Source organism: Roseovarius sp. ZX-A-9, assembly GCF_028369135.1.
In the GTDB taxonomy this organism is placed as follows: Bacteria; Pseudomonadota; Alphaproteobacteria; order Rhodobacterales; family Rhodobacteraceae; genus Roseovarius.
On the sequence record NZ_JAPWHW010000001.1, the window covers coordinates 434,163 to 453,119 of the forward strand.

The following is an 18,957-nucleotide window of genomic DNA, read 5'->3' on the forward strand; positions in this document are numbered from 1 at the left end:
CCGGGGTCCGCCAGAATGCGGACCCCGCAAATGACAAAGGCAGACAGCCCGATGCGGCTTGACCGGCTCCTACTTGTTCTGGCCCTGGCGCTGACCCTCGGCGGCTATAGCCGCGACCGGCTCGACCTCTGGGTAGACGCCACCCGACTGCCGACCCTACTGAGCGAGACATCGACCGAAGTGCGCGACCGGGAGGGCCGTCTGCTGCGGGTCTATACTGTTGCCGACGGACGCTGGCGGCTGGCGGTCACGCCGGACCAGGTCGATCCGGGTTATCTCGAAATGCTGATTGCCTACGAGGATAAACGCTTTCGCAGCCATGCCGGGATCGACCTGCGCGCCATGACCCGCGCCGCATTGCAGGCCGCGTGGAACGTCGGGATCGTCTCGGGCGGCTCCACACTGACGATGCAGGTCGCCCGCCTGTTGGAAGAGAGCGGCACCGGCCAATGGACGGGCAAGCTGCGCCAGATGCGCGTGGCCCTCGCCCTAGAACGCAAGCTGACCAAGGATCAGATCCTCACCCTCTACCTCACCCACGCCCCCTACGGCGGCAATATCGAGGGAATCCGCGCTGCAACGCTGGCCTGGTTCGGCAAGGAACCGCGCCGCCTGACCCCGGCCGAGGCCGCTCTGTTGGTGGCCCTGCCGCAATCGCCGGAGGCCCGCCGCCCTGACCGCGCCCACGCCGCCGCCCGCGCCGCCCGCGACCGGGTGCTGGAGCGTGTCGTACTGGCCGGCAGGCTGTCGCCCGAAGCCGCCGATGCCGCGCTGACCGAACCGGTGCCAACCGCGCGCCGACCATTCCCCGCCATCGCCCCGCATATGGCCGACCGCGCGCGCGCCGCCGCCCCCGGACAGACCCATCATCAGCTGACCCTTGATGCATCGCTTCAGGCCAAGCTCGAGACGCTGGCGCAAAAGGCCCTGCGCGGTCTGCCCGACAGCCTCTCGGTCGCCATCGTGCTGGCTGATCACCGCAGCGGCGAAATCCTCGGCTCGGTCGGCTCTGCAGGGCTGGCTAACGCAGACGCCCGGCAAGGCTTCATCGATATGACGCAGGCGTTGCGCTCGCCCGGCTCCACGCTCAAACCGCTGGTCTACGGGCTCGCCTTCGATCGCGGGATGGCGCACCCGCAAACCCTGATCGACGATCGCCCCGTTGCCTTTGGCCGCTACGCCCCACAGAATTTCGACGGCCGTTTTCGAGGTGAGCTGACAGTGACCGATGCCCTACGCCAGTCGCTCAACATACCCGTGGTCCTGCTGATGAACGAAATCGGCCCGGCACATCTGATGGATGCCCTGCGCCGCGCCGGGGCACAGGCTACCTTACCCGGGGATCGCGCCGGGCTGGCGGTGGCGCTGGGCGGCGTCGGGATCAGCCTGACCGATCTGGTGCAGGTGTATGCCGCCCTCGCCAATGGCGGCGAGTCGGTGCCGCTCTACTGGCGCGATCCTGCGCCAACCGGTGCACGCCAGCGCATTCTCAGCCCCTCGGCAGCCTGGCAGGTGGGCGATATCCTGGCCGGACTAGCGCCGCCACCCAACGCCCCGCGCCGCGCACTTGCCTACAAGACCGGCACTTCCTACGGCCACCGCGATGCCTGGGCCATAGGATATGACGGCGCGCATGTGGCCGGTGTCTGGATCGGGCGGCCCGACGGCACGCCGGTGCCCGGCGCCTTTGGTGGCGACCTGGCCGCACCAGTCCTCTTCGAGGCGTTTCAGCGGCTGAAAGAGGCGCGCGATCCGCTGCCCGCCCCGCCGCCCGAAACCCTGATCGTTTCGACAGCGGACCTGCCACAGCCCTTGCGCCGCTTCACTCCGCGCGACGCGGTCTTTAGCGCCGCGCCAGACGCGCCCAAGCTGATCTTCCCCCCCGACGGCGCACGCCTTGTCGCCGACGAACACGGGGTCCCGGTCAAAGTCCGCGACGGCAAACCACCCTTCACATGGATGGCCAACGGCACACCCCTGCTGACCGGCGTGCACACACGCCAAGCCCGGTTGATCGGCCTCGGCGCCGGTTTCTCACAACTCTCGGTGATCGACGCCGCGGGGCGCACGTCGCGGGTCACGATCCGGCTGGATTAACGCTTTTAGGTCTGATCTGAAGCGCAGATCAGTTGCTAAGCGCCCGCAACGCCCAAAAAGGCGCGCTCGGAATTGGATACGTCTCAGAAAAAATTTGACTGTCTTCTTGGACCCATCCAAGCCCAGTGCCCAAGGCGGTCAGCGCGCGCCTGCCTGCGTTATCGCCGGACGATCCACTTCGCGTCGCGCCCGCTCAAGGTCAGAGTCGGCTGGTCTTTCCAAAACGGGCTGGTGTAAGGAACGGCAGCGTCTGCTCCGACCGCCGTTCCGGCGTGCACTGCGAGTGGCGTCGACGCATAACACGAACATTCAAGGTGAAGACACGATGAAGGATTGGAGCTCGGCCGCGACCTCTCTTTATGACGGCGGGTTCCGCCGGATGTTTATCGACGGGCAATGGTGCGAAGCACGCTCGGGCGAGGTGATCGAGGCGCGCAACCCCGCAGATGGCAGCCTGCTGGCCACGGTACCCAAGGGGGGTACCGCCGATATCGACGCCGCCGTGAGCGCCGCTCGCAAAGCCTTCGAAGGTCCGTGGGCCAAATGGACCCCGTTCGAGCGTCAGGCGCTGCTGTTGCGCATCGCTGATCGGTTCGAGGCAGAATGGGAAGATCTCTGCCTGTCGGACACGCTCGACATGGGGATGCCGATCCAACGCACGTTGGCCAACAGCCGGCGCGTTCTGGGGATGCTGCGATTTTATGCCGGGCAAGCGGTGGCCATTCATGGCGCCACGATCCCGAATTCCTTTCCCGGTGAGATTTACTCCCAGACAGTGCGCGAACCCATCGGCGTGGTCGGGGCGATCATCCCGTGGAACGCGCCGATTGCCGGGTCGATCTGGAAGATCGCACCGGCCATCGCGACCGGCTGCACCGTTGTTTTGAAACCGTCCGAGGAAGCCTCGCTCACCGTTCTGATGATCGCCCGGATCATGCAGGAGGCGGGCCTTCCTGATGGCGTTCTGAATATCGTGACGGGCTTGGGCGCCGAGGCAGGCGCCGCGCTGGCCGAACACCAGGGCGTTGACAAGATTGTCTTCACCGGATCGACCGCGACGGGACAGGCGATTGCCCGCGCAGCCACCGGAAACCTGAAGCGGGTCTCGCTGGAACTTGGCGGGAAATCCCCCGTTATCGTCTGCCGCGATGCCGATATCGAGAAGGCCGTGCCGGTCGCGGCGATGGCGGTTTTCGCCAATTCCGGACAGATCTGCATCGCTGGCTCGCGCCTGTTCGTGGCTCGCGAAATCCACGATGAATTCGTGCGCCGGGTGGCCGATTACGCCGCTGCGTTGCGGATCGGGCACGGGATCAACGAAGACACGGATATCGGCCCGATCATTTCCGCGCGTCAGGCCGAGCGTATCGCAGGCTTCCTTTCGGTCGGCCCAAAGGAAGGCGCAGAGGTGCTGACCGGCGGCGCGCGCGCAGAAGGCCCCGGCCTTGAGGGCGGGCATTTCTTCCAACCCACGGTGCTTGGCGGCGTGACCGACCAGATGACCGTGGCGCGCGAGGAAATCTTCGGCCCCGTCATCTCGGCCCTGCCGTTCGACAGCATCGACGAGGTGGTCGCGCGTGCCAACGATACGCCCTATGGGCTGGCGGCGGGGGTGTTTTCGACCCACCTAGGCACCGCGCATAAGCTGGCGCATCGGCTCAAGGCCGGGTCGGTCTGGGTCAACATGTATCACGCGATTGATCCCGCCGTACCCTTCGGCGGCGTCAAGATGTCGGGCTATGGCCGCGAAGGCGGAACCGAGCATATGGAAGAATATCTGGACACCAAGGCGATCTGGATCAACGCGGATTAAGCGCCGCATCGAAGCATATAAAAAAGAGAGATCATGGAAATGCATGTCGGTATCATCGGCGTCGGCCTCATGGGGCACGGGATCGCCCGCAACGTTCTAAAGCGTGGCGGGTTCACGCTCAGCTTTCTTGACCATCCGGGCAACCAGCCCACGGATGAAATCCTGGGGCTTGGTGCACGGCCCTGTGCCACCCCGGCCGAGGTGGCGGCGGCATCTGATGTGGTGATCCTCTGCGTCACCGGCTCACCGCAAGTCGAAGCGATCATTGCGGGCGCGGATGGGGTCGCCTCGGCGATCCGGCCCGGCGCCGTGGTGGTGGATTGCTCGACCGCGTTGCCGGATTCGACCCTGCAGATGGGAGAGATCATCACGCAGGCGGGCGGCGCCTATATCGACGCGCCGATGACCCGAACGGCAAAACACGCCCATGAGGGCAAGCTGAACCTGTTGGTTGGCGGCCCGGCGGACGCGCTGGAAAAGGTGCGCCCTGTGCTGGCGTCCTTCACCGAGAAGGTCGATCACGTCGGCGCGCTTGGTCATGGTCACCGGCTCAAGCTTTTGCACAACTATGTTTCGGTCGGCTTCATGACCCTGCTGGCCGAGGCCGCGGCCCAGGCCGCGGATGCCGGGGTCGACCCGCAGGTTTTCGTCGACGTGCTGGCCGGGGGCGGCGGGGCCAGTGCCGCGCTTGATCGCCTTGCGCCCTACATCGTTTCGCAGGATCGCGACGGGCTGCCTTTCGCGGTCTCTAACGCGCAGAAGGACATCGATTACTATCGCGCCATGTCCGAGGCATCAGGCGCGCAGACAGTTGTTGCCGACGGGGTGTCGGCGGCTCTTGCAAAACCGGTCGAGGCGGGGCTCGGAGAGGCCTACGTGCCGGAACTGGTCAAGCTGTTCCGAAGGAGAGCGGACAGCTAATTCAACCGGGTGGTAAAGCCCCGCATCGCTGGTTTGTGTCGCGGGGTTGCTACTCACAAGCTCCTTGTGTAGCAAATCCAAACGTCAATTGGGAGGACGACCATGACATTCTTTACTCGCGGGCTGGTTTCAACCGGCCTTTTCATTGCAGCAAGCTTTCCTGCCTTCGCTCAGACCGAGGTGAAGATCGGTTACGCGCTTGCCCCCGACAGCCACTACGGCGTCGCGGCCAAAAAGTTCGAAGAAGTCGTGACAGCCGAAACCGGCGATGACTTTTCATTCAAGCATTTCCCGTCGTCCGGCCTGGGCGGCGAGCGTGAGGTGATCGAAGGGCTTCAGATCGGCACCATCGAGGCGACCATCGTTTCCTCGGGCACGCTGGCGAATTTCGTCCCGGAAACGGGCGTGTTCGACATTCCTTTCCTGTTTCGTGACCTCAGCCATGCGCGCGACGTGCTCGATGGGCCGGTCGGGCAGGATATCCTTGCCAAGTTCGACAGCGTCGGCCTGAAGGGCCTGGCATGGGGCGAGCAGGGCTTCCGCCACATCACCAACAACCGCAACCCGATCCACACTCCGGCGGATGTGGAAGGGCTGAAGATCCGCACCATGGAGAACCCGGTTCACCTTGCCGCGTTCAACGCGATGGGTGCCGCGCCGACCCCGATGGCATGGCCGGAAGTGATCTCTTCGCTGCAACAGGGCGTGATCGACGGGCAGGAAAACCCGCTGTCGGTGATCGTTTCGGTGAAGCTGAACGAAGTGCAGAAATACCTGACCCTCTCGGGCCACGTGTATTCGCCCGCGATGCTGCTGGTCTCGAAGCCGTTCTGGGACGGGCTGAACGACGAGCAGAAAGCCGCCTTCCAGAAGGCCGCGAACGAGGCTGTCGCCGAGATGCGCGGTTACGTCGATAATGTCGAGACAACCGGCGTCGAAACGCTGAAAGAGCGCGGCATGGAAATCAACGCGCTTTCGACCGAGGAAAAGGCTGCGTTCCAAGCCTCCATCGCGTCGGCCTATGAGGGCTATTACAAGACCTATGGCAAAGACCTTGTCGACTCGATCGTGAACTTCGAGTGATAAAAACGCGTCGGTGCCGCCCTTGGCGCCGACGCATTCCCCGGGGGGACGCCCTTGAAACGGCTCGAAAACCTTTTCGTCACGCTGAACGGCTGGGCGCTTGTTCTGATGCTGTCGGCGATGGCGATCATCGTCGGGGCCAATATCTCGTTGCGCTATCTGACCGGGCATTCGCTGCCATGGGCAGATGAGGCCGCGCGCTACCTCATGATCTGGCTCACCTTCACCAGTGCTGGTCTGATCCTGCGCACCGGCGGGCATGTCGCGATCACCAACCTGCAAGATGCCCTTTCCGAATCCAGACAAAAATTCATCAGGGCGTTTATCGTTCTCATCCTGCTGACCTTCTTTGCATTCATGGTTTACGTCGGCTGGCAATATGCCCAGCGGATGCAGTATCAGGTGACCCCGGCGCTGCGGTTGCCGTTCATCTATGTCTATGCTGCGATGCCCGTGGGCTTTGCGCTGCTCATCGTCCATCTGCTTTTGATCGCGCGCCCCTTTATTCAGGCGGGCGCGTACAAGTCGCTTCATTCCTTCGGCGTCGAAAACGATGCCCTGCCGGGCGGCGCCAATGGCTGAAATCCTCTTTCCCGCGCTGTTCCTGCTTCTGGCGCTTGGGTTGCCGGTGGCCTTTGCGATGGCGATTGCCGTTTTCGCCGCGATCACGCTCGCGTCGAACTATCCCGCCCTTGTGGTGGTAAAAGAGATGTTCTCGGGGCTCGATAGCTTTCCTTTGCTGGCAGTTCCGTTCTTTATCCTTGCCTCCGAGATCATGACCGGGGGCGCGGTGACCCATGCCATCCTGCGGCTGTCGCAGTCCCTCGTGGGGCATATGCGTGGCGGGCTGGGGCATGCTAATGTCATCAGCTCGGCCATGTTCGCCGGGATTTCCGGCAGCGCGCTGGCGGATGCCGCCGGTCCTGGAACTATGATGATCCGGATGATGGAAAAGGGTGGCTATGACCGCCCCTATGCCGGTGCGCTGACGATTGCCAGCGCCGTTGTCGGGCCGATCATTCCGCCCTCCATCACCATGATCATCTATGCCATGCAGGATCAGAACGTCTCTGTCGGCTCACTGTTCATGGCCGGGGTTCTGCCGGGCCTCCTGATCACAGCGATGGTGCTGATGGCCAATGCGCAGGTCAGCAAGCGCCGCAACTATTCTTCGGGGCAGGCCATGCCGCCCCTGGCCGAGATCGCGCGGATTGCCTTCTATGCGCTGCCGGCGCTGGTGCTGATCGTGCTGATCGTGGGCGGGATCCGTTTCGGGGTGTTCACTCCCACCGAGGCTTCGGTCATCGCGGTGTTCTACGCCTTGGTGGTCGGCATGTTCGTATACCGCTCGCTGCATCTGCGAGACCTGCCCGGCATCGTGTTGCGCGCGGCGATGACCTCGGGGGCGGTGCTGCTGATCCTGGGCGCAGCGCGCGCCTTTGCCTGGATCCTGATCATCGAGAGCGTGCCGCAGTTTCTGGCCGAGACCATCATCTCGTGGGACCTGTCGCCGATCGTATTCCTTCTGACGGTCAACCTGCTGCTGATCGCATTCGGCCTCTTCATGGACCCGCTGCCCGGGGTGATGATCCTGGTGCCGATCCTCGCGCCGATCAGCTATGCTCTTGGGATCGACCCGAACCATTTCGCCATCATCGTGATCGTCAACCTGACGCTCGGGCTGACGACGCCACCGGTCGGAAGCCTGATTTTCGTCGTCTCATCGACAGTCGGGCTGAAACCATCGACCCTGGTTCGCGAGATGCCACCGTTTTTCATCGCCCTCGCGGTCGCGCTTTTACTGATCACCTTCGTGCCGATCCTGTCGACATGGCTGCCCACTGTCAGCGGCTTCTGACGCGTCCGCATCGCCCAACGGACTCCAGCGCGACTTGTCAGTAGGCCAATCGAACCTACGGCGTACTCTCGATGTTAGTGTTGCTTGTCTCTGACAGGCTTCGAATGGGTTTGTCGTTGTACATCGGCAAAAGGTCTACCGGTGGAGGCGGCGCCGCAGGTGCGATATCGCACAATAGTTCGGTTGACAGCCCGCCGGTGCCGGGCGCACCATCCGGGCACGGAGCCGTGGGGGATTTTGTGCAAGCGAGCGGATATTACCGACCCGAGACAATGGCCGAGGCGCTGCGCGTACTTGCGGGCGGGCCGACGACAATTGCCGCAGGGTGTACCGATCTTTTGGCCGCCACGCAGCGGCGGGCGCTGGAAGGGCCGGTGCTGGATATCACCGGGGTAGGCGCACTACACGGTATCGAGATTACCGCGGACGGCGTACGCATTGGCGCCGCTACGACATGGAGCAATGTGGTGCGCACGGATCTGCCACCCGCTTTCAACATGCTGCGACAGGCCGCCGTCGAAGTCGGCTCGGTCCAGATCCAGAATGCCGCGACGGTGGCGGGCAATATCTGCAACGCGTCGCCTGCCGCTGACGGGGTGCCCTGCCTGCTGGCGTTGGACGCCGAGGTTGAACTGTCATCTCTGGCGGGGGTTCGCCGCGTGCCGCTGGGCGCATTCATCACCGGCGTGCGGCAGGTTGATCTGCAGGCAGGCGAAATGGTGACGGCGCTCTGGGTACCACCGTCGGGAATGGGCGGCACGTCGCGGTTTCTTAAACTGGGCGCGCGGCGGTACCTGGTGATTTCCATCGCAATGGTCGCCGCGCGGCTTGTCGTGGAAAAGGGATGCGTTGCGCAAATCGCCATCGCGGTAGGGGCTTGCAGTGCCGTGGCGACGCGGCTGACACAATTGGAAGAGGCGTTGATCGGGTTGCCTGCGAACGCCACATTGTGCCGAGCCGTGTCCGACGATCTGATTCTGCCCGCGCTGGCACCGATCGACGACATTCGTGCGGATGGGCAGTACCGCGCCCATGCTGCGGCAGAACTGGTGCGCCGGGCGCTGCGCGATCTGACTGGTGAGGCACTATGAACCGCTCGCTGACTACGCTGAACCTGCGGGTGAACGGCACCGCACATGCACTGCCAGTGGCACCGGGGCGGCGCCTGTCAGAGGTGCTGCGCGAGGATCTTGCCCTGCGCGGTACCAAGGTCGGCTGTGATGCGGGCGATTGCGGCGCGTGCACGGTGTTGTTGGACGGCGCACCGGTCTGCGCTTGCCTGACGCCGATCGCGCAGGTCGCCGGGCGCGACGTGACAACGGTAGAGGGGTTGGCGCGAGGCGCGTTGCAACAGACGTTTTTGCGGCACGGGGCAGCACAATGCGGGATATGTACGCCCGGCATGCTGATGGCGGCAACGGCGCTATTGGCACATACCCCGCAGCCCAGCCGCGCGCAGGCCGAGGCGGCACTTGGCGGCGTGCTCTGCCGGTGCACCGGCTATACCAAGATCATCGATGCGGTTTGCGATGTGCGCGATGGCGCAGCCGCACCCGATTTCACCGGGCAGTCGGTCGGCGCGCCGCTTCCCCGGCTCGACGGTGGGCCGAAGGTTGACGGCTCCGAGATCTACGGCGCCGATGCCTGCCCGGAGGGCACGTTGCTGGTACGCGCGGTGCGTGCGCCTTCGGCTCCGGCGCGCTTTCAATTCGGTGATCTGAAGGCGTGGCAAGCCGCGCAGGCCGGGCCGGTCGAGGTGTTCACCGCTGCCGACATTCCCGGCGAGAACCGCTTTGGCACCATTCCGCCCTTTGCCGACCAGCCCGCGCTGGCCGAGCGCCATGCGCGCCTGCGCGGCGAAGCGGTGGCGTTGGTGGCCGGCGAACCAGCGGTGATCGAAGCGCTGGACCTAGCCGCGTTTCCGATCACATGGGAAAAGACTGACGAGACGCTGGTGCATGCCAACCGGGCAGACAACCTGCTGATTACCGGGCGCGTGCGCTGCGGAGATGCGCAGGCGGCACTGGAGCGCGCGACCTACGTGGCCAGCGGCGACATGGCGACTCCCTATATCGAACATGCCTATATCGAGCCCGAAGCCGGTGTCGCGTGGATGGATGGCAACACGCTGGTGATACAGGCCTGCACGCAGGCGCCGGTCATGGACCGCGACGGAACGGCCACGGTTCTGGGCCTGCCGCCGGATAAGGTACGCATCATTCCCGCCGCAGCGGGCGGCGGGTTCGGCTCCAAGCTCGACCTGTCATTGCAGCCGCTGATCGGACTGGTGGCGCTGAAGACCGGGCGGCCCGCGCGGATGATCTATAGCCGGGCGGAATCGATGGCCTCCACGACCAAGCGACATCCGGCAGAGATGACCGCGCGGATCGGAGCGGATGCACGGGGGCGTATCTGTGGCATGGTATTCGACGGCGCCTTCAACACCGGTGCCTATGCCAGTTGGGGCCCGACCGTGGCAGGGCGTGTGCCGGTGCATGCCTCTGGCCCCTACTTCACGCCCGATTACCACGCCGAAGCACATGCACAGCACAGTTTCTCGGCCATTTCCGGCGCGTTTCGCGGCTTTGGCGTGCCGCAGGCCGCGATCCTGCAAGAGACGCTCTATGACGATCTGGCGTTGCAGGCAGGGATCGACCGGCTGCAATTCCGCCGGATCAATGCACTGCAAGACGGACAAAAGACGGTTTGCGGGCAGGCCTTGCAGGGCGTCGGGATTTCGGCCTGTCTGGAGGCGCTTGAAACGCCTTGGGCCGCTGCGCTGGAGCGTGCCGAGGCGGGCAATGCCGCGGCGGCGGCGGCGGGCAGTGCGCTGCGGCACGGTGTCGGTGTCGCGTCATGCTGGTATGGCTGTGGCAATACCGGGTTGCCGAACCCGTCAACGGTTCGGGTGGGGATCACGCCCGATGGCGCATTGCGGCTGCATCAGGGCGCCACGGATATCGGACAGGGCAGCAACACGGTGATCACCCAGATCTGCGCCGAGGCGCTGGGGCTGCCGGTAGCGCAATTCACCCTGATCGGGCCAGATACCGCGCTGACACCCGATTGCGGCAAAACATCAGCCTCGCGCCAGACCTACGTGACCGGCAAGGCCGCCTATCAGGCGGGTGCGGCGCTGCGCGCGGCCATCCTGAGCCTGGGAAATATGGGCCCGGAGGCGCAGATCACGCTGGAGAACGGGGTTCTGATCCTGCGCGACGGTGCAGGTGAGCGGCGGGTGAATCTGGGCGATATCGCGCCCGATGCCAACGGCTATGCCATCGCCGCCGAAGAGACCTATGACCCCCCCACCACCGGCCTTGATGCCGATGGGCAGGGCGCGCCCTATGCGGTCTATGGCTACGGCGCCCAGATCGCCGAGGTGACGGTGGATACTGTTCTGGGCACGGTCAAGGCGACGCGGATGACCGCCGCGCATGATCTGGGCCGGGTGATCAACCCGCAGCTAGCCGAGGGGCAAGTGCAGGGCGGCATCGCGCAAGGGCTGGGCATGGCGCTGATGGAGGAGTTCATCCCCGGTCGCACCGAGAACCTGCACGATTACCTGATCCCGACGACCGGCGACATGCCGCAGATCGACACGATCCTGCTGGAAGTGCCGGACCCCGAGGGGCCTCTGGGGGCCAAAGGGCTGGGCGAACATGTGCTGATCCCCACAGCGCCTGCGATCCTGAACGCCATCCGCCATGCCTGCGGCGCGCGGGTCACGTCGCTGCCCGCGCTGCCACATAGGGTGTTGGCCGCAATTCGCGAGGCCAAGGCGTGAGCACACGAGAGGAAAAGATACGCTGCGATGCCTGCCCGGTGATGTGCTACATCGCGCCGGGCAAGATCGGGGCCTGCGACCGGTACGGCAACGAGGACGGCAAGATTGTGCGTTGCGATCCGCTGACCATCCTCGACCGGCGCGTTGCCGCCGGGGAAGAGGTAAAGCCGTTTCTGACCGCCGACTGGGACGGGCAATGGTTGGGCGGTGATGATCTGTTCGTCAGTGGCGTCGGGTCGGGCACGACCTACCCTGACTACAAACCGGCCCCCTTCATCGTCAGCCGCGAGGTGGATGGCGCGGATTTCGTGACTGTCGTGACCGAGGCGATCTTTTCCTATTGCGGGGTCAAAGTGAAGATCGACACCGACCGACATCTTGGCGAAGAGCGCGCCATCGTGCGCGCCGGTGGCGAGGTCATCGGCCATGTTACCACCAGCGAATATGGCAGCCGGATGCTTTCGCTGGGCGGGGTCGAACATCTGACCGGCGGCTCCAAGCCAGAGGGACGCGTGACCTGCGATGCGCTATTGCGCCTGTGCAATGGCGAGGCGGTGGCACTGGACATCGACGGTGGTGCCAATATCGTCGTTCAGGCCGGGCAGCCCCCCATCGTGGACGGGCAGCGCGAGGCGCGCATGCGCGTCGGCTGTGGGTCCGCCACGATCGGGATGTTCGCGTCACAATGGCAGGGGCTGGTGGATGAGGTTGTCGTGGTGGACGACCACATCACCGGCGTCGTCAGCGAACATCAGGCGGGCAAGGTGCTGGGCTGGCCTGACACCGGCATCCGGATCAAGGGGCGGCGATCGACGCCCGGACGGTATTTTCAGGTCGCGGGCCCCGGACGGGGCTGGGGTGGGACGGATATCGAGGATCCGCTGGATATCCTGAACCCTTGGCTGGAAAAGAAAGGCGCGCGGCCGGGTCTGACATTGCTGATGGTCTCCACCACGGGTGAGCATCACGGATATTACATACTCGACGATGCGCTGGTGCCGCAGCCCGCGCCGCTGCCCGAACAGTTGAAGCCTTCGGTCGATCTGATTGCAGAGAATTGCGAGCCAGCCCTTTGCACGGTGATGTTTCAGGCCGGTGCGGGCGGCTCCTTGCGCTCTGGCGTGACGCGCAACCCGGTCAAACTGACCCATTCGGTGCAAAGCGGGCAATGCCGTGTGACCTGCGGCGGCGTACCTGCCTATGTCTGGCCCGGCGGTGGGATCACGATCATGGTCGATGTGCTGGACATGCCCGACGGCTCTTTCGGCTATGTTCCGACACCTGCGCTGGTCGCCCCGCTGGAATTCACGCTTTCCCGTGAGGACTATCGCGCGCTCGGCGGTCATGAAGCGTCAGTGCGTGGCGTAGCGGATATCATTGCAAGCGGCGGCGAGTACGGCAGCGCGGTGCGCAAAGTACAGCCAAAAGGGTCGCGAAAATGAGTGGGCCACAGGCGCATTGGATCTCTGGCGGGCGATTGCATCTGCATCACGGGCCGATTGACATGATCATTGGCGCAGCGGGCCCCGGTCGCGAGGCGGGCCTGGCCCGCGCAGTCGCGCGGTTTGACACGTTGCTGGAGGAGCTGGCCGCAGAGCTGCCCCGCCTGCGCGCCGTGCAAGGGCCGCCGCCGCGTGGCACTGTCGCGGCCGCAATGGTGGCTGCAACAGTGCCCTTTACCGAGTTCATCACACCCATGGCCGCCGTCGCAGGTGCCGGGGCTGATGCCGTGCTGGCGGCACTGGCCGCCGCAGGCGGCATCGACAAGGCCTATGTGAACAATGGCGGCGATGTCGCCTTTCACCTCGGCCCTGGTCATAGCATGACCGCCGCCATAGCCAGCACCACCGGCGGACAGGCAACTATCAACTACAAGGACGCCGCGCGCGGTGTTGCCACGTCGGGCTGGCGCGGGCGTAGCCATTCGTTAGGCATCGCCGATAGCGTCACTGTTCTGGCCCAAAACGCTGCTATGGCTGATGCTGCGGCCACCTTGATCACCAATGCGGTGGATTTGCCCGACCATTCTGCGATCATCCGCAAGCCGGCTTGCGACCTGTTTGATGACAGCGATCTGGGCACTCGGCCTGTGACCGTCGCCGTCGGACCGCTGACCGAGGAAGAGATCGCGCGCGCCCTGCACCGCGGCCTGCGACGGGCCGAACAATTTCGCGCGCGCGGGCTGATCTGTGCGGCCTCTCTCAGCCTTGGCGCACAGCAGGTTTTGACCCGCGATATGCATATTCTGACACCCGAACCGGAGCCGATTGATGCCTGAATTCACCTTGCGCAAAACCATGTTGTTCGTCGAAGACATTCACCACGATGGTGGCCCGGCGCCTGATCTGCCGCGCCGCCGCGCGGCCATAGCTACATTGGTGCGCAACCCGTTTGCCGGCAGCTATACCGAAGACCTGCAATCGGCGATGGACGATCTGAAGCCGCTGGGCCTGTCGATGACCGAACGGCTGATCGACGCGATGGGCGGTGTCGAGGGTATCGACGGCTATGGCAAGGCCGCCATGTGCGGCGAAGCCGGAGAGCTGGAACATACCGCACTGTGGCATGTACCGGGCGGCTATGCGATGCGCGCGCGGCTGGGCGAGGCACGCGCGATTGTACCGTCGGCGATGAAACAGGGCGGGCCGGGCAGCCGGATCGACGTGCCGCTGGGCCATATCAATGCCGCCTATGTGCGTAGCCATTTCGACGCGATGGAAGTGGGCCTGCCGGACGGGCCGCGCCGTGATGAACTGTTGTTCGTTCTGGCAATGTCGCGCGGCGGGCGGGTTCACGACCGGATGGGCGGGCTGACCGTGGCCGAGGTCAAGGGGGAGGACGGTTTGCGCTAACGGGGCGCGCCGGGCGCCGCGAGAGCTGCACCGCAAGGATGCCACCCATGATGACCACGACGCCGACCACGTCGTAGAACTGCAATGGCTCGTTCAGGATCAGCGCGGCGACGGCCACGCCCAGGAACGGGTTGAGAAAGTGGAACGTGGCGGCGCGTGTGGCCCCAATTCGCTCTACCAGCATGAACCACACCAGCGTCGCCCCGAGACCAGGCACAATCGTCGTATAGACAAAGGACGCCACCAGCAGCCAACTCCAATCGATCTCGAGCGTCTCGGTGGAAACTGCCACGACGCTGAGCACCGCACTGGCAATCAGCATCTGCAACCCGACAACCATCAGGAAATTACCACCCGACGTGGCCCCGCGCACCGCCAGGGTCGCCACCGCCAGCGCAATCACCCCGATAATGCAAAGCGTCAAGCCAAAGAGATCAACGCCACCGGACAGGCGATTGCCCATGATGATCGCGACGCCCACCATCCCCGCCACAAGACCGAGCACCGCCATCGGTGCCAGACGCTCGCGATAAACGACCCAGCCTGCCAGCGCCACCAACAGCGGCATGGTCGAGGCAATGATCGCGGCCAGGGACGCCTCGATTGTCTGCATCGCGACAAAATAGAGCCCAAGATAAAGCGCGTTCTGGCAGATACCAAAGACGAACGTTGCCCGCCATTGGGCGGGCGTCAGCCGCCAGCTCTGGCCCAGCATCCGCGCGATCAGGATGCCCAGCAGGCCCGAAATCAGAAACCGCAGTGCCAGTGAACTGACCGGCGGCGCCGCGGTGACAATGATGCGCGCAGAAGTGTAGGCGCTCGACCACATGAAGGCGAAGGCAAGGCCCATCAAGATTGCGCGTAAATCCATGTTTGACAAGTCCTGCCTGAAAACTGAAAAGGGCCGCTCGATATGAGCGACCCTTTCCGAAACTCTACGCTGATGCAAGCCTAGCCGTTAACGCTGTCTTTCAGCGCCTTGGCGATGGTCATCTTGACAACCTTGTCGGCCTCTTTCTTGATCTGCTCGCCCGTCGCGGGGTTGCGGACCATACGCTCGGGGCGCTCACGGCAGTAGATCTTGCCGACGCCGGGCAGCGTCACGGCACCGCCACCCGAAACTTCACGGGTGATCACAGCGATGATCGCGTCAAGCGCTGTGTTTGCGGATTTCTTGTCGCTGTCCATCTCATCGGCCAGTGCCGCAACGAGCTGGGTCTTGGTCATAGGTTTTGCCATTTAATGGTCTCCTTCAACTGCCCGTTCATTGGGCCTCATCCGCGCAATTTAACGCTATCTTGTGGGGTAACACAACGAGTAGTGGCGCTGATAAAAGCGAAAACATGCGTTTTTCCACAGATTTCGACAGGACGAAGAGCGTCAAAGGAACGCTGTTTCCTGAAAAGAGCGCAATTTGCGGCTGTGAATGCGCTCCAGCGGCATTTTGGACAGCATTTCCATCGCACGAATCCCGATCATCAGATGGCGCGCAACCTGGGTATTGTAGAATTCCGACGCCATTCCGGGCAGCTTCAACTCGCCATGCAGCGGCTTGTCGGACACGCATAACAGCGTCCCGTAGGGCACGCGAAAGCGAAACCCGTTGGCGGCGATCGTGGCGCTTTCCATATCCAGCGCGATGGCGCGGCTCTGGCTGAGGCGCTGCACCGGGCCAGACTGGTCACGCAATTCCCAGTTGCGATTGTCGAGGCTGGCGACGGTGCCGGTGCGCATGATCCGCTTGATGTCGTACCCGGTCAGACGGGCCTGCTCGGCCACCGCCTCTTGCAGGGCTATCTGGATTTCGGCAAGCGGCGGGATCGGCACCCAGATCGGGATGTCCGCATTCAGAACACCATCCTCGCGCAGATAGGCATGTGCCAGCACGAAATCCCCCAGATTCTGGGAATTGCGCAGCCCCGCACAGTGGCCGACCATGATCCAGGCATGCGAGCGCAGCACGGCGATATGATCGGTTGCGGTCTTGGCGTTGGACGGGCCGACGCCGATATTCACCAGCGTGATCCCCGCGCGGCCCGGACGCTTGAGGTGATAGGCTGGCATCTGCGGCAGTTTCAGCGGCACGTCCAGCGGCGCATCAGCCTCGGTGATCTCGACATTGTCGGTGCTGACGAAGCTGGTGTAACCGCTGTCCGGATCGGCCAGCGCGCGGCGGGCATAGGCCTCGAACTCAGCAACGTAGAACTGGTAATTGGTAAACAAGACGTGGTTCTGGAAATGCTCGGGCTCGGTCGCGGTGTAATGTGCGAGCCGCGCCAGCGAGTAGTCCACGCGCTGCGCAGTGAATGGCGCCAGCGGCTCTGTCCCGTCGGGGGCCGGGCGCGCGGTCCCGTTCACGATATTGTCGTTGGTTGTGCTGAGATCCGGCACATCAAATACATCGCGCAACGTGAACTTGGTAGCACCAGCATGGGGCACGGTCATTTCGGGGACTTGCGCCACCGCAAAATGCACCGGTATCGGCGTGTCCGACACACCAATGCTGACCGGAACACCGTGGTTGCTGATCAGCAGCTCGATCTGCTGAGTCAGGTAATCGCGAAAGAGGTCGGGCCGGGTGATCGTCGTGGCGTGGGTGCCCGGCGCGGACACGTGGCCAAAGCTGAGCCGGCTGTCGATCTTGGCGAATGACGTGGTGGTGATCCGGATCTCTGGGTAGAAGGCGCGGAAGCGACGGTTGGGCACGGGGCCTGCCATTGCCGCATCGAAGGACTGGCAAAGAAACTGCACCGCCATATCGTAGAGCGTGCAAAGGTGATCCACCGCGGCCTGCGCATCGGTGAATTCCGCGTGTGGCGGCGCAACGGGGGTGTCAATGCTCATGTCTGCCTGATGCATATGTGCCTGCCTTGCCTCTTTGACGGCCACGTTGACACGAGGGGGCGCGGGGATCAAGCTATGGTAGAGTAGGACAGAGCGGGTCGCCGAATGGATTACGAGACGATCAGCGCCGAGACGTTCGGAGCATCACTGACCGGGATCGGGCTGAATATCCTAGTGCGGGACGTAAAACGTCAGGTCGCCTTTCTGACCGAGGTTTTCGAGGTCGAGGCGCATCAGATCACGGATGATTTCGCGATCATCCGCTATCACGGCAGCATCATGCAACTGCACAGCGACGGCACTTATCATTCCCACCCCCTGCCAAGCCTCATCCCAGAGGCGGGTGTGCGTGGCGGCGGGGCCGAATTCCGTTTCTACCACACCGACCCCGACGCGGCACAAACGAGAGCCGAATCGATGGGCGCGCATGTGCTGCAAGCGGCGACGGACAAGCCGCACGGGCTGCGCGAAGTCTATATCCTGTGCGAAAACGGCTATGCTTGGGTCGCGTCGCGGCCACTGTGACAGGCGCGCGAGTGCCAGACCGCGGGATGGCGATCAAACGGTTGCGCATAGCACAGCGCCAGCGCATATCGTTGGCATGACCCAGACATTGCTCTCTTTCGGCCACGGCTATTCGGCCCGCGCCCTGACCCGCCAGCTACTGCCCCTTGGGTGGCGCGTGATCGGCACCACGCGCAGTGATGACAAGGTCCCGGCGCTGACTGCAACGGGAGCTGAGGTGGTGATCTTTCCCGGTGGCGATGTGGAGGCGGCGCTGGCGGATGCGACGCATCTGCTGATCTCGGCCGGGCCGGACGCAGATGGTGATCCGGTGCTGAATGCGCTGGGGGACGCCATCACGCGGATCGCACCGCGGCTGGAATGGGCAGGCTACCTGTCGACCACCGGTGTTTACGGCGATCACGCCGGCGGCTGGGTGGATGAGGCGACGCCGCTCGCCCCCAGCACCCGGCGCGGCCAGATGCGTGCCCGCGCCGAGGCCGCGTGGCAAGCGATCCCCGGACTGCCGCTGCATATCTTTCGCCTCGCAGGGATTTACGGGCCGGGGCGCGGCCCCTTTGCCAAGGTGCGGGCGGGCACGGCCCGCCGGATCATCAAGCCGAACCAGATTTTCAGCCGCATCCATGTCGAGGATATCGCGCAGGTCTTGCTGGCCTCGATCCGTGCGCCGCGACCGGGTGCGATCTACAACGTGTGCGATAACGATCCGGCCCCGCCCGAAGACGTGATTGCCCATGCAGCCGAATTGCTGGGCGTGCCGATCCCGCCGGCGATTCCCTTTGACGAGGCTGACATGACGCCCATGGCGCGCAGTTTCTATGCTGAATCCAAGCGCGTGCGTAACGCGCTGATCAAGGACGAACTGGGTGTCACGCTGCGCTATCCCAGTTACCGCGACGGGCTGGCCGCCCTGCTGGCTGCCGAAGGCTGACCGAACCTAGCAAGGGGCGGATCAACGTCAGGAACGCCGCCGCCTGATCGTCGAAAGACACGACCGGCACGGGGTCCTGCGGCACGATCCCGCGCGCCAGATGCGCCTCGGTTTGCGCGCGCAGGGGGGGGCCTGCCCCGATGGGGATCATGTCGGCCCCCTGTGCCGCGTCATGTTCGACCGTGCCGCCGGTATCGGTCTGGATCACGCGAACGCCGCGCGCCAAAGCCTCGCGGATAGCAAGGC

The 18,957-nt window shown here is 64.1% G+C and carries 17 protein-coding genes; 13 read left to right on the forward strand and 4 right to left on the reverse strand.

Annotation, left to right across the window (positions count from 1 at the left end; genetic code table 11):
- Positions 1 to 30 precede the first annotated feature (30 nt).
- From pbpC to O3306_RS02070, 11 genes are all read left to right on the forward strand, one after another.
- Positions 31 to 2,097: a penicillin-binding protein 1C gene (pbpC, locus tag O3306_RS02020; RefSeq protein ID WP_272002562.1), complete on the forward strand. Its 2,067-nt coding sequence runs from the start codon at positions 31 to 33 to the stop codon at positions 2,095 to 2,097.
- Positions 2,098 to 2,422: 325 nt separating this feature from the next.
- The gene (locus O3306_RS02025) at positions 2,423 to 3,910 is read left to right on the forward strand and encodes an aldehyde dehydrogenase family protein (RefSeq protein WP_272002565.1); all 1,488 of its coding nucleotides are present in this window, start codon (positions 2,423 to 2,425) and stop codon (positions 3,908 to 3,910) included.
- Positions 3,911 to 3,949: 39 nt separating this feature from the next.
- Complete coding sequence (locus O3306_RS02030) at positions 3,950 to 4,831, forward strand: NAD(P)-dependent oxidoreductase (protein WP_272002825.1); 882 nt, start codon at positions 3,950 to 3,952, stop codon at positions 4,829 to 4,831.
- Between the two features lie 102 nt (positions 4,832 to 4,933).
- Positions 4,934 to 5,914 carry a TRAP transporter substrate-binding protein gene (locus tag O3306_RS02035; protein WP_272002568.1) on the forward strand — a complete coding sequence of 327 codons (981 nt, stop codon included), beginning with the start codon at positions 4,934 to 4,936 and terminating at the stop codon, positions 5,912 to 5,914.
- 54 nt (positions 5,915 to 5,968) lie between these two features.
- Complete coding sequence (locus tag O3306_RS02040; RefSeq protein WP_272002571.1) at positions 5,969 to 6,496, forward strand: TRAP transporter small permease; 528 nt, start codon at positions 5,969 to 5,971, stop codon at positions 6,494 to 6,496.
- Positions 6,489 to 7,772 carry a TRAP transporter large permease gene (locus O3306_RS02045; RefSeq protein WP_272002574.1) on the forward strand — a complete coding sequence of 428 codons (1,284 nt, stop codon included), beginning with the start codon at positions 6,489 to 6,491 and terminating at the stop codon, positions 7,770 to 7,772. Before O3306_RS02040 ends, O3306_RS02045 begins: the two co-directional genes overlap by 8 nt.
- 239 nt (positions 7,773 to 8,011) lie before the next feature.
- Positions 8,012 to 8,863: an FAD binding domain-containing protein gene (locus O3306_RS02050; protein ID WP_272002827.1), complete on the forward strand. Its 852-nt coding sequence runs from the start codon at positions 8,012 to 8,014 to the stop codon at positions 8,861 to 8,863.
- Entirely contained in the window at positions 8,860 to 11,559 is a 2,700-nt protein-coding gene (locus O3306_RS02055) for a molybdopterin-dependent oxidoreductase (protein ID WP_272002576.1), read from the forward strand. The genes O3306_RS02050 and O3306_RS02055 overlap by 4 nt, the downstream gene beginning before the upstream one ends.
- 41 nt (positions 11,560 to 11,600) lie before the next feature.
- The gene (locus tag O3306_RS02060; protein WP_272002829.1) at positions 11,601 to 13,001 is read left to right on the forward strand and encodes a 6-hydroxynicotinate reductase; all 1,401 of its coding nucleotides are present in this window, start codon (positions 11,601 to 11,603) and stop codon (positions 12,999 to 13,001) included.
- A complete protein-coding gene (locus O3306_RS02065) occupies positions 12,998 to 13,837 on the forward strand; it encodes a UPF0280 family protein (RefSeq protein WP_272002579.1) in 840 nt (279 codons plus the stop codon). The genes O3306_RS02060 and O3306_RS02065 overlap by 4 nt, the downstream gene beginning before the upstream one ends.
- Positions 13,830 to 14,411, forward strand: a complete 582-nt coding sequence (locus O3306_RS02070) for an amino acid synthesis family protein (RefSeq protein ID WP_272002581.1) — start codon at positions 13,830 to 13,832, stop codon at positions 14,409 to 14,411. Before O3306_RS02065 ends, O3306_RS02070 begins: the two co-directional genes overlap by 8 nt.
- Here the strand turns inward: O3306_RS02070 and O3306_RS02075 are convergent.
- From O3306_RS02075 to O3306_RS02085, 3 genes are all read right to left on the reverse strand, one after another.
- Complete coding sequence (locus tag O3306_RS02075; protein ID WP_272002584.1) at positions 14,386 to 15,282, reverse strand: DMT family transporter; 897 nt, start codon at positions 15,280 to 15,282, stop codon at positions 14,386 to 14,388. The two genes, O3306_RS02070 and O3306_RS02075, sit on opposite strands and share 26 nt — an antisense overlap.
- 80 nt (positions 15,283 to 15,362) lie before the next feature.
- Positions 15,363 to 15,650 (reverse strand): HU family DNA-binding protein, encoded by a 288-nt coding sequence (locus tag O3306_RS02080; RefSeq protein ID WP_272002587.1) that lies wholly within the window; start codon positions 15,648 to 15,650, stop codon positions 15,363 to 15,365.
- 141 nt (positions 15,651 to 15,791) lie between these two features.
- On the reverse strand, positions 15,792 to 17,255 hold the full coding sequence (locus O3306_RS02085; protein WP_442969962.1) for an AMP nucleosidase: 1,464 nt from the start codon (positions 17,253 to 17,255) through the stop codon (positions 15,792 to 15,794).
- A 105-nt stretch (positions 17,256 to 17,360) separates the two neighbouring features.
- Here O3306_RS02085 and O3306_RS02090 point away from each other — a divergent pair, with 105 nt between their 5' ends.
- Entirely contained in the window at positions 17,361 to 17,780 is a 420-nt protein-coding gene (locus tag O3306_RS02090; RefSeq protein ID WP_272002591.1) for a VOC family protein, read from the forward strand.
- A 76-nt stretch (positions 17,781 to 17,856) separates the two neighbouring features.
- A complete protein-coding gene (locus tag O3306_RS02095; protein ID WP_272002594.1) occupies positions 17,857 to 18,711 on the forward strand; it encodes an SDR family oxidoreductase in 855 nt (284 codons plus the stop codon).
- Here the strand turns inward: O3306_RS02095 and O3306_RS02100 are convergent.
- Entirely contained in the window at positions 18,650 to 18,919 is a 270-nt protein-coding gene (locus tag O3306_RS02100; RefSeq protein ID WP_272002597.1) for a hypothetical protein, read from the reverse strand. The two genes, O3306_RS02095 and O3306_RS02100, sit on opposite strands and share 62 nt — an antisense overlap.
- Positions 18,920 to 18,957: the final 38 nt, after the last annotated feature.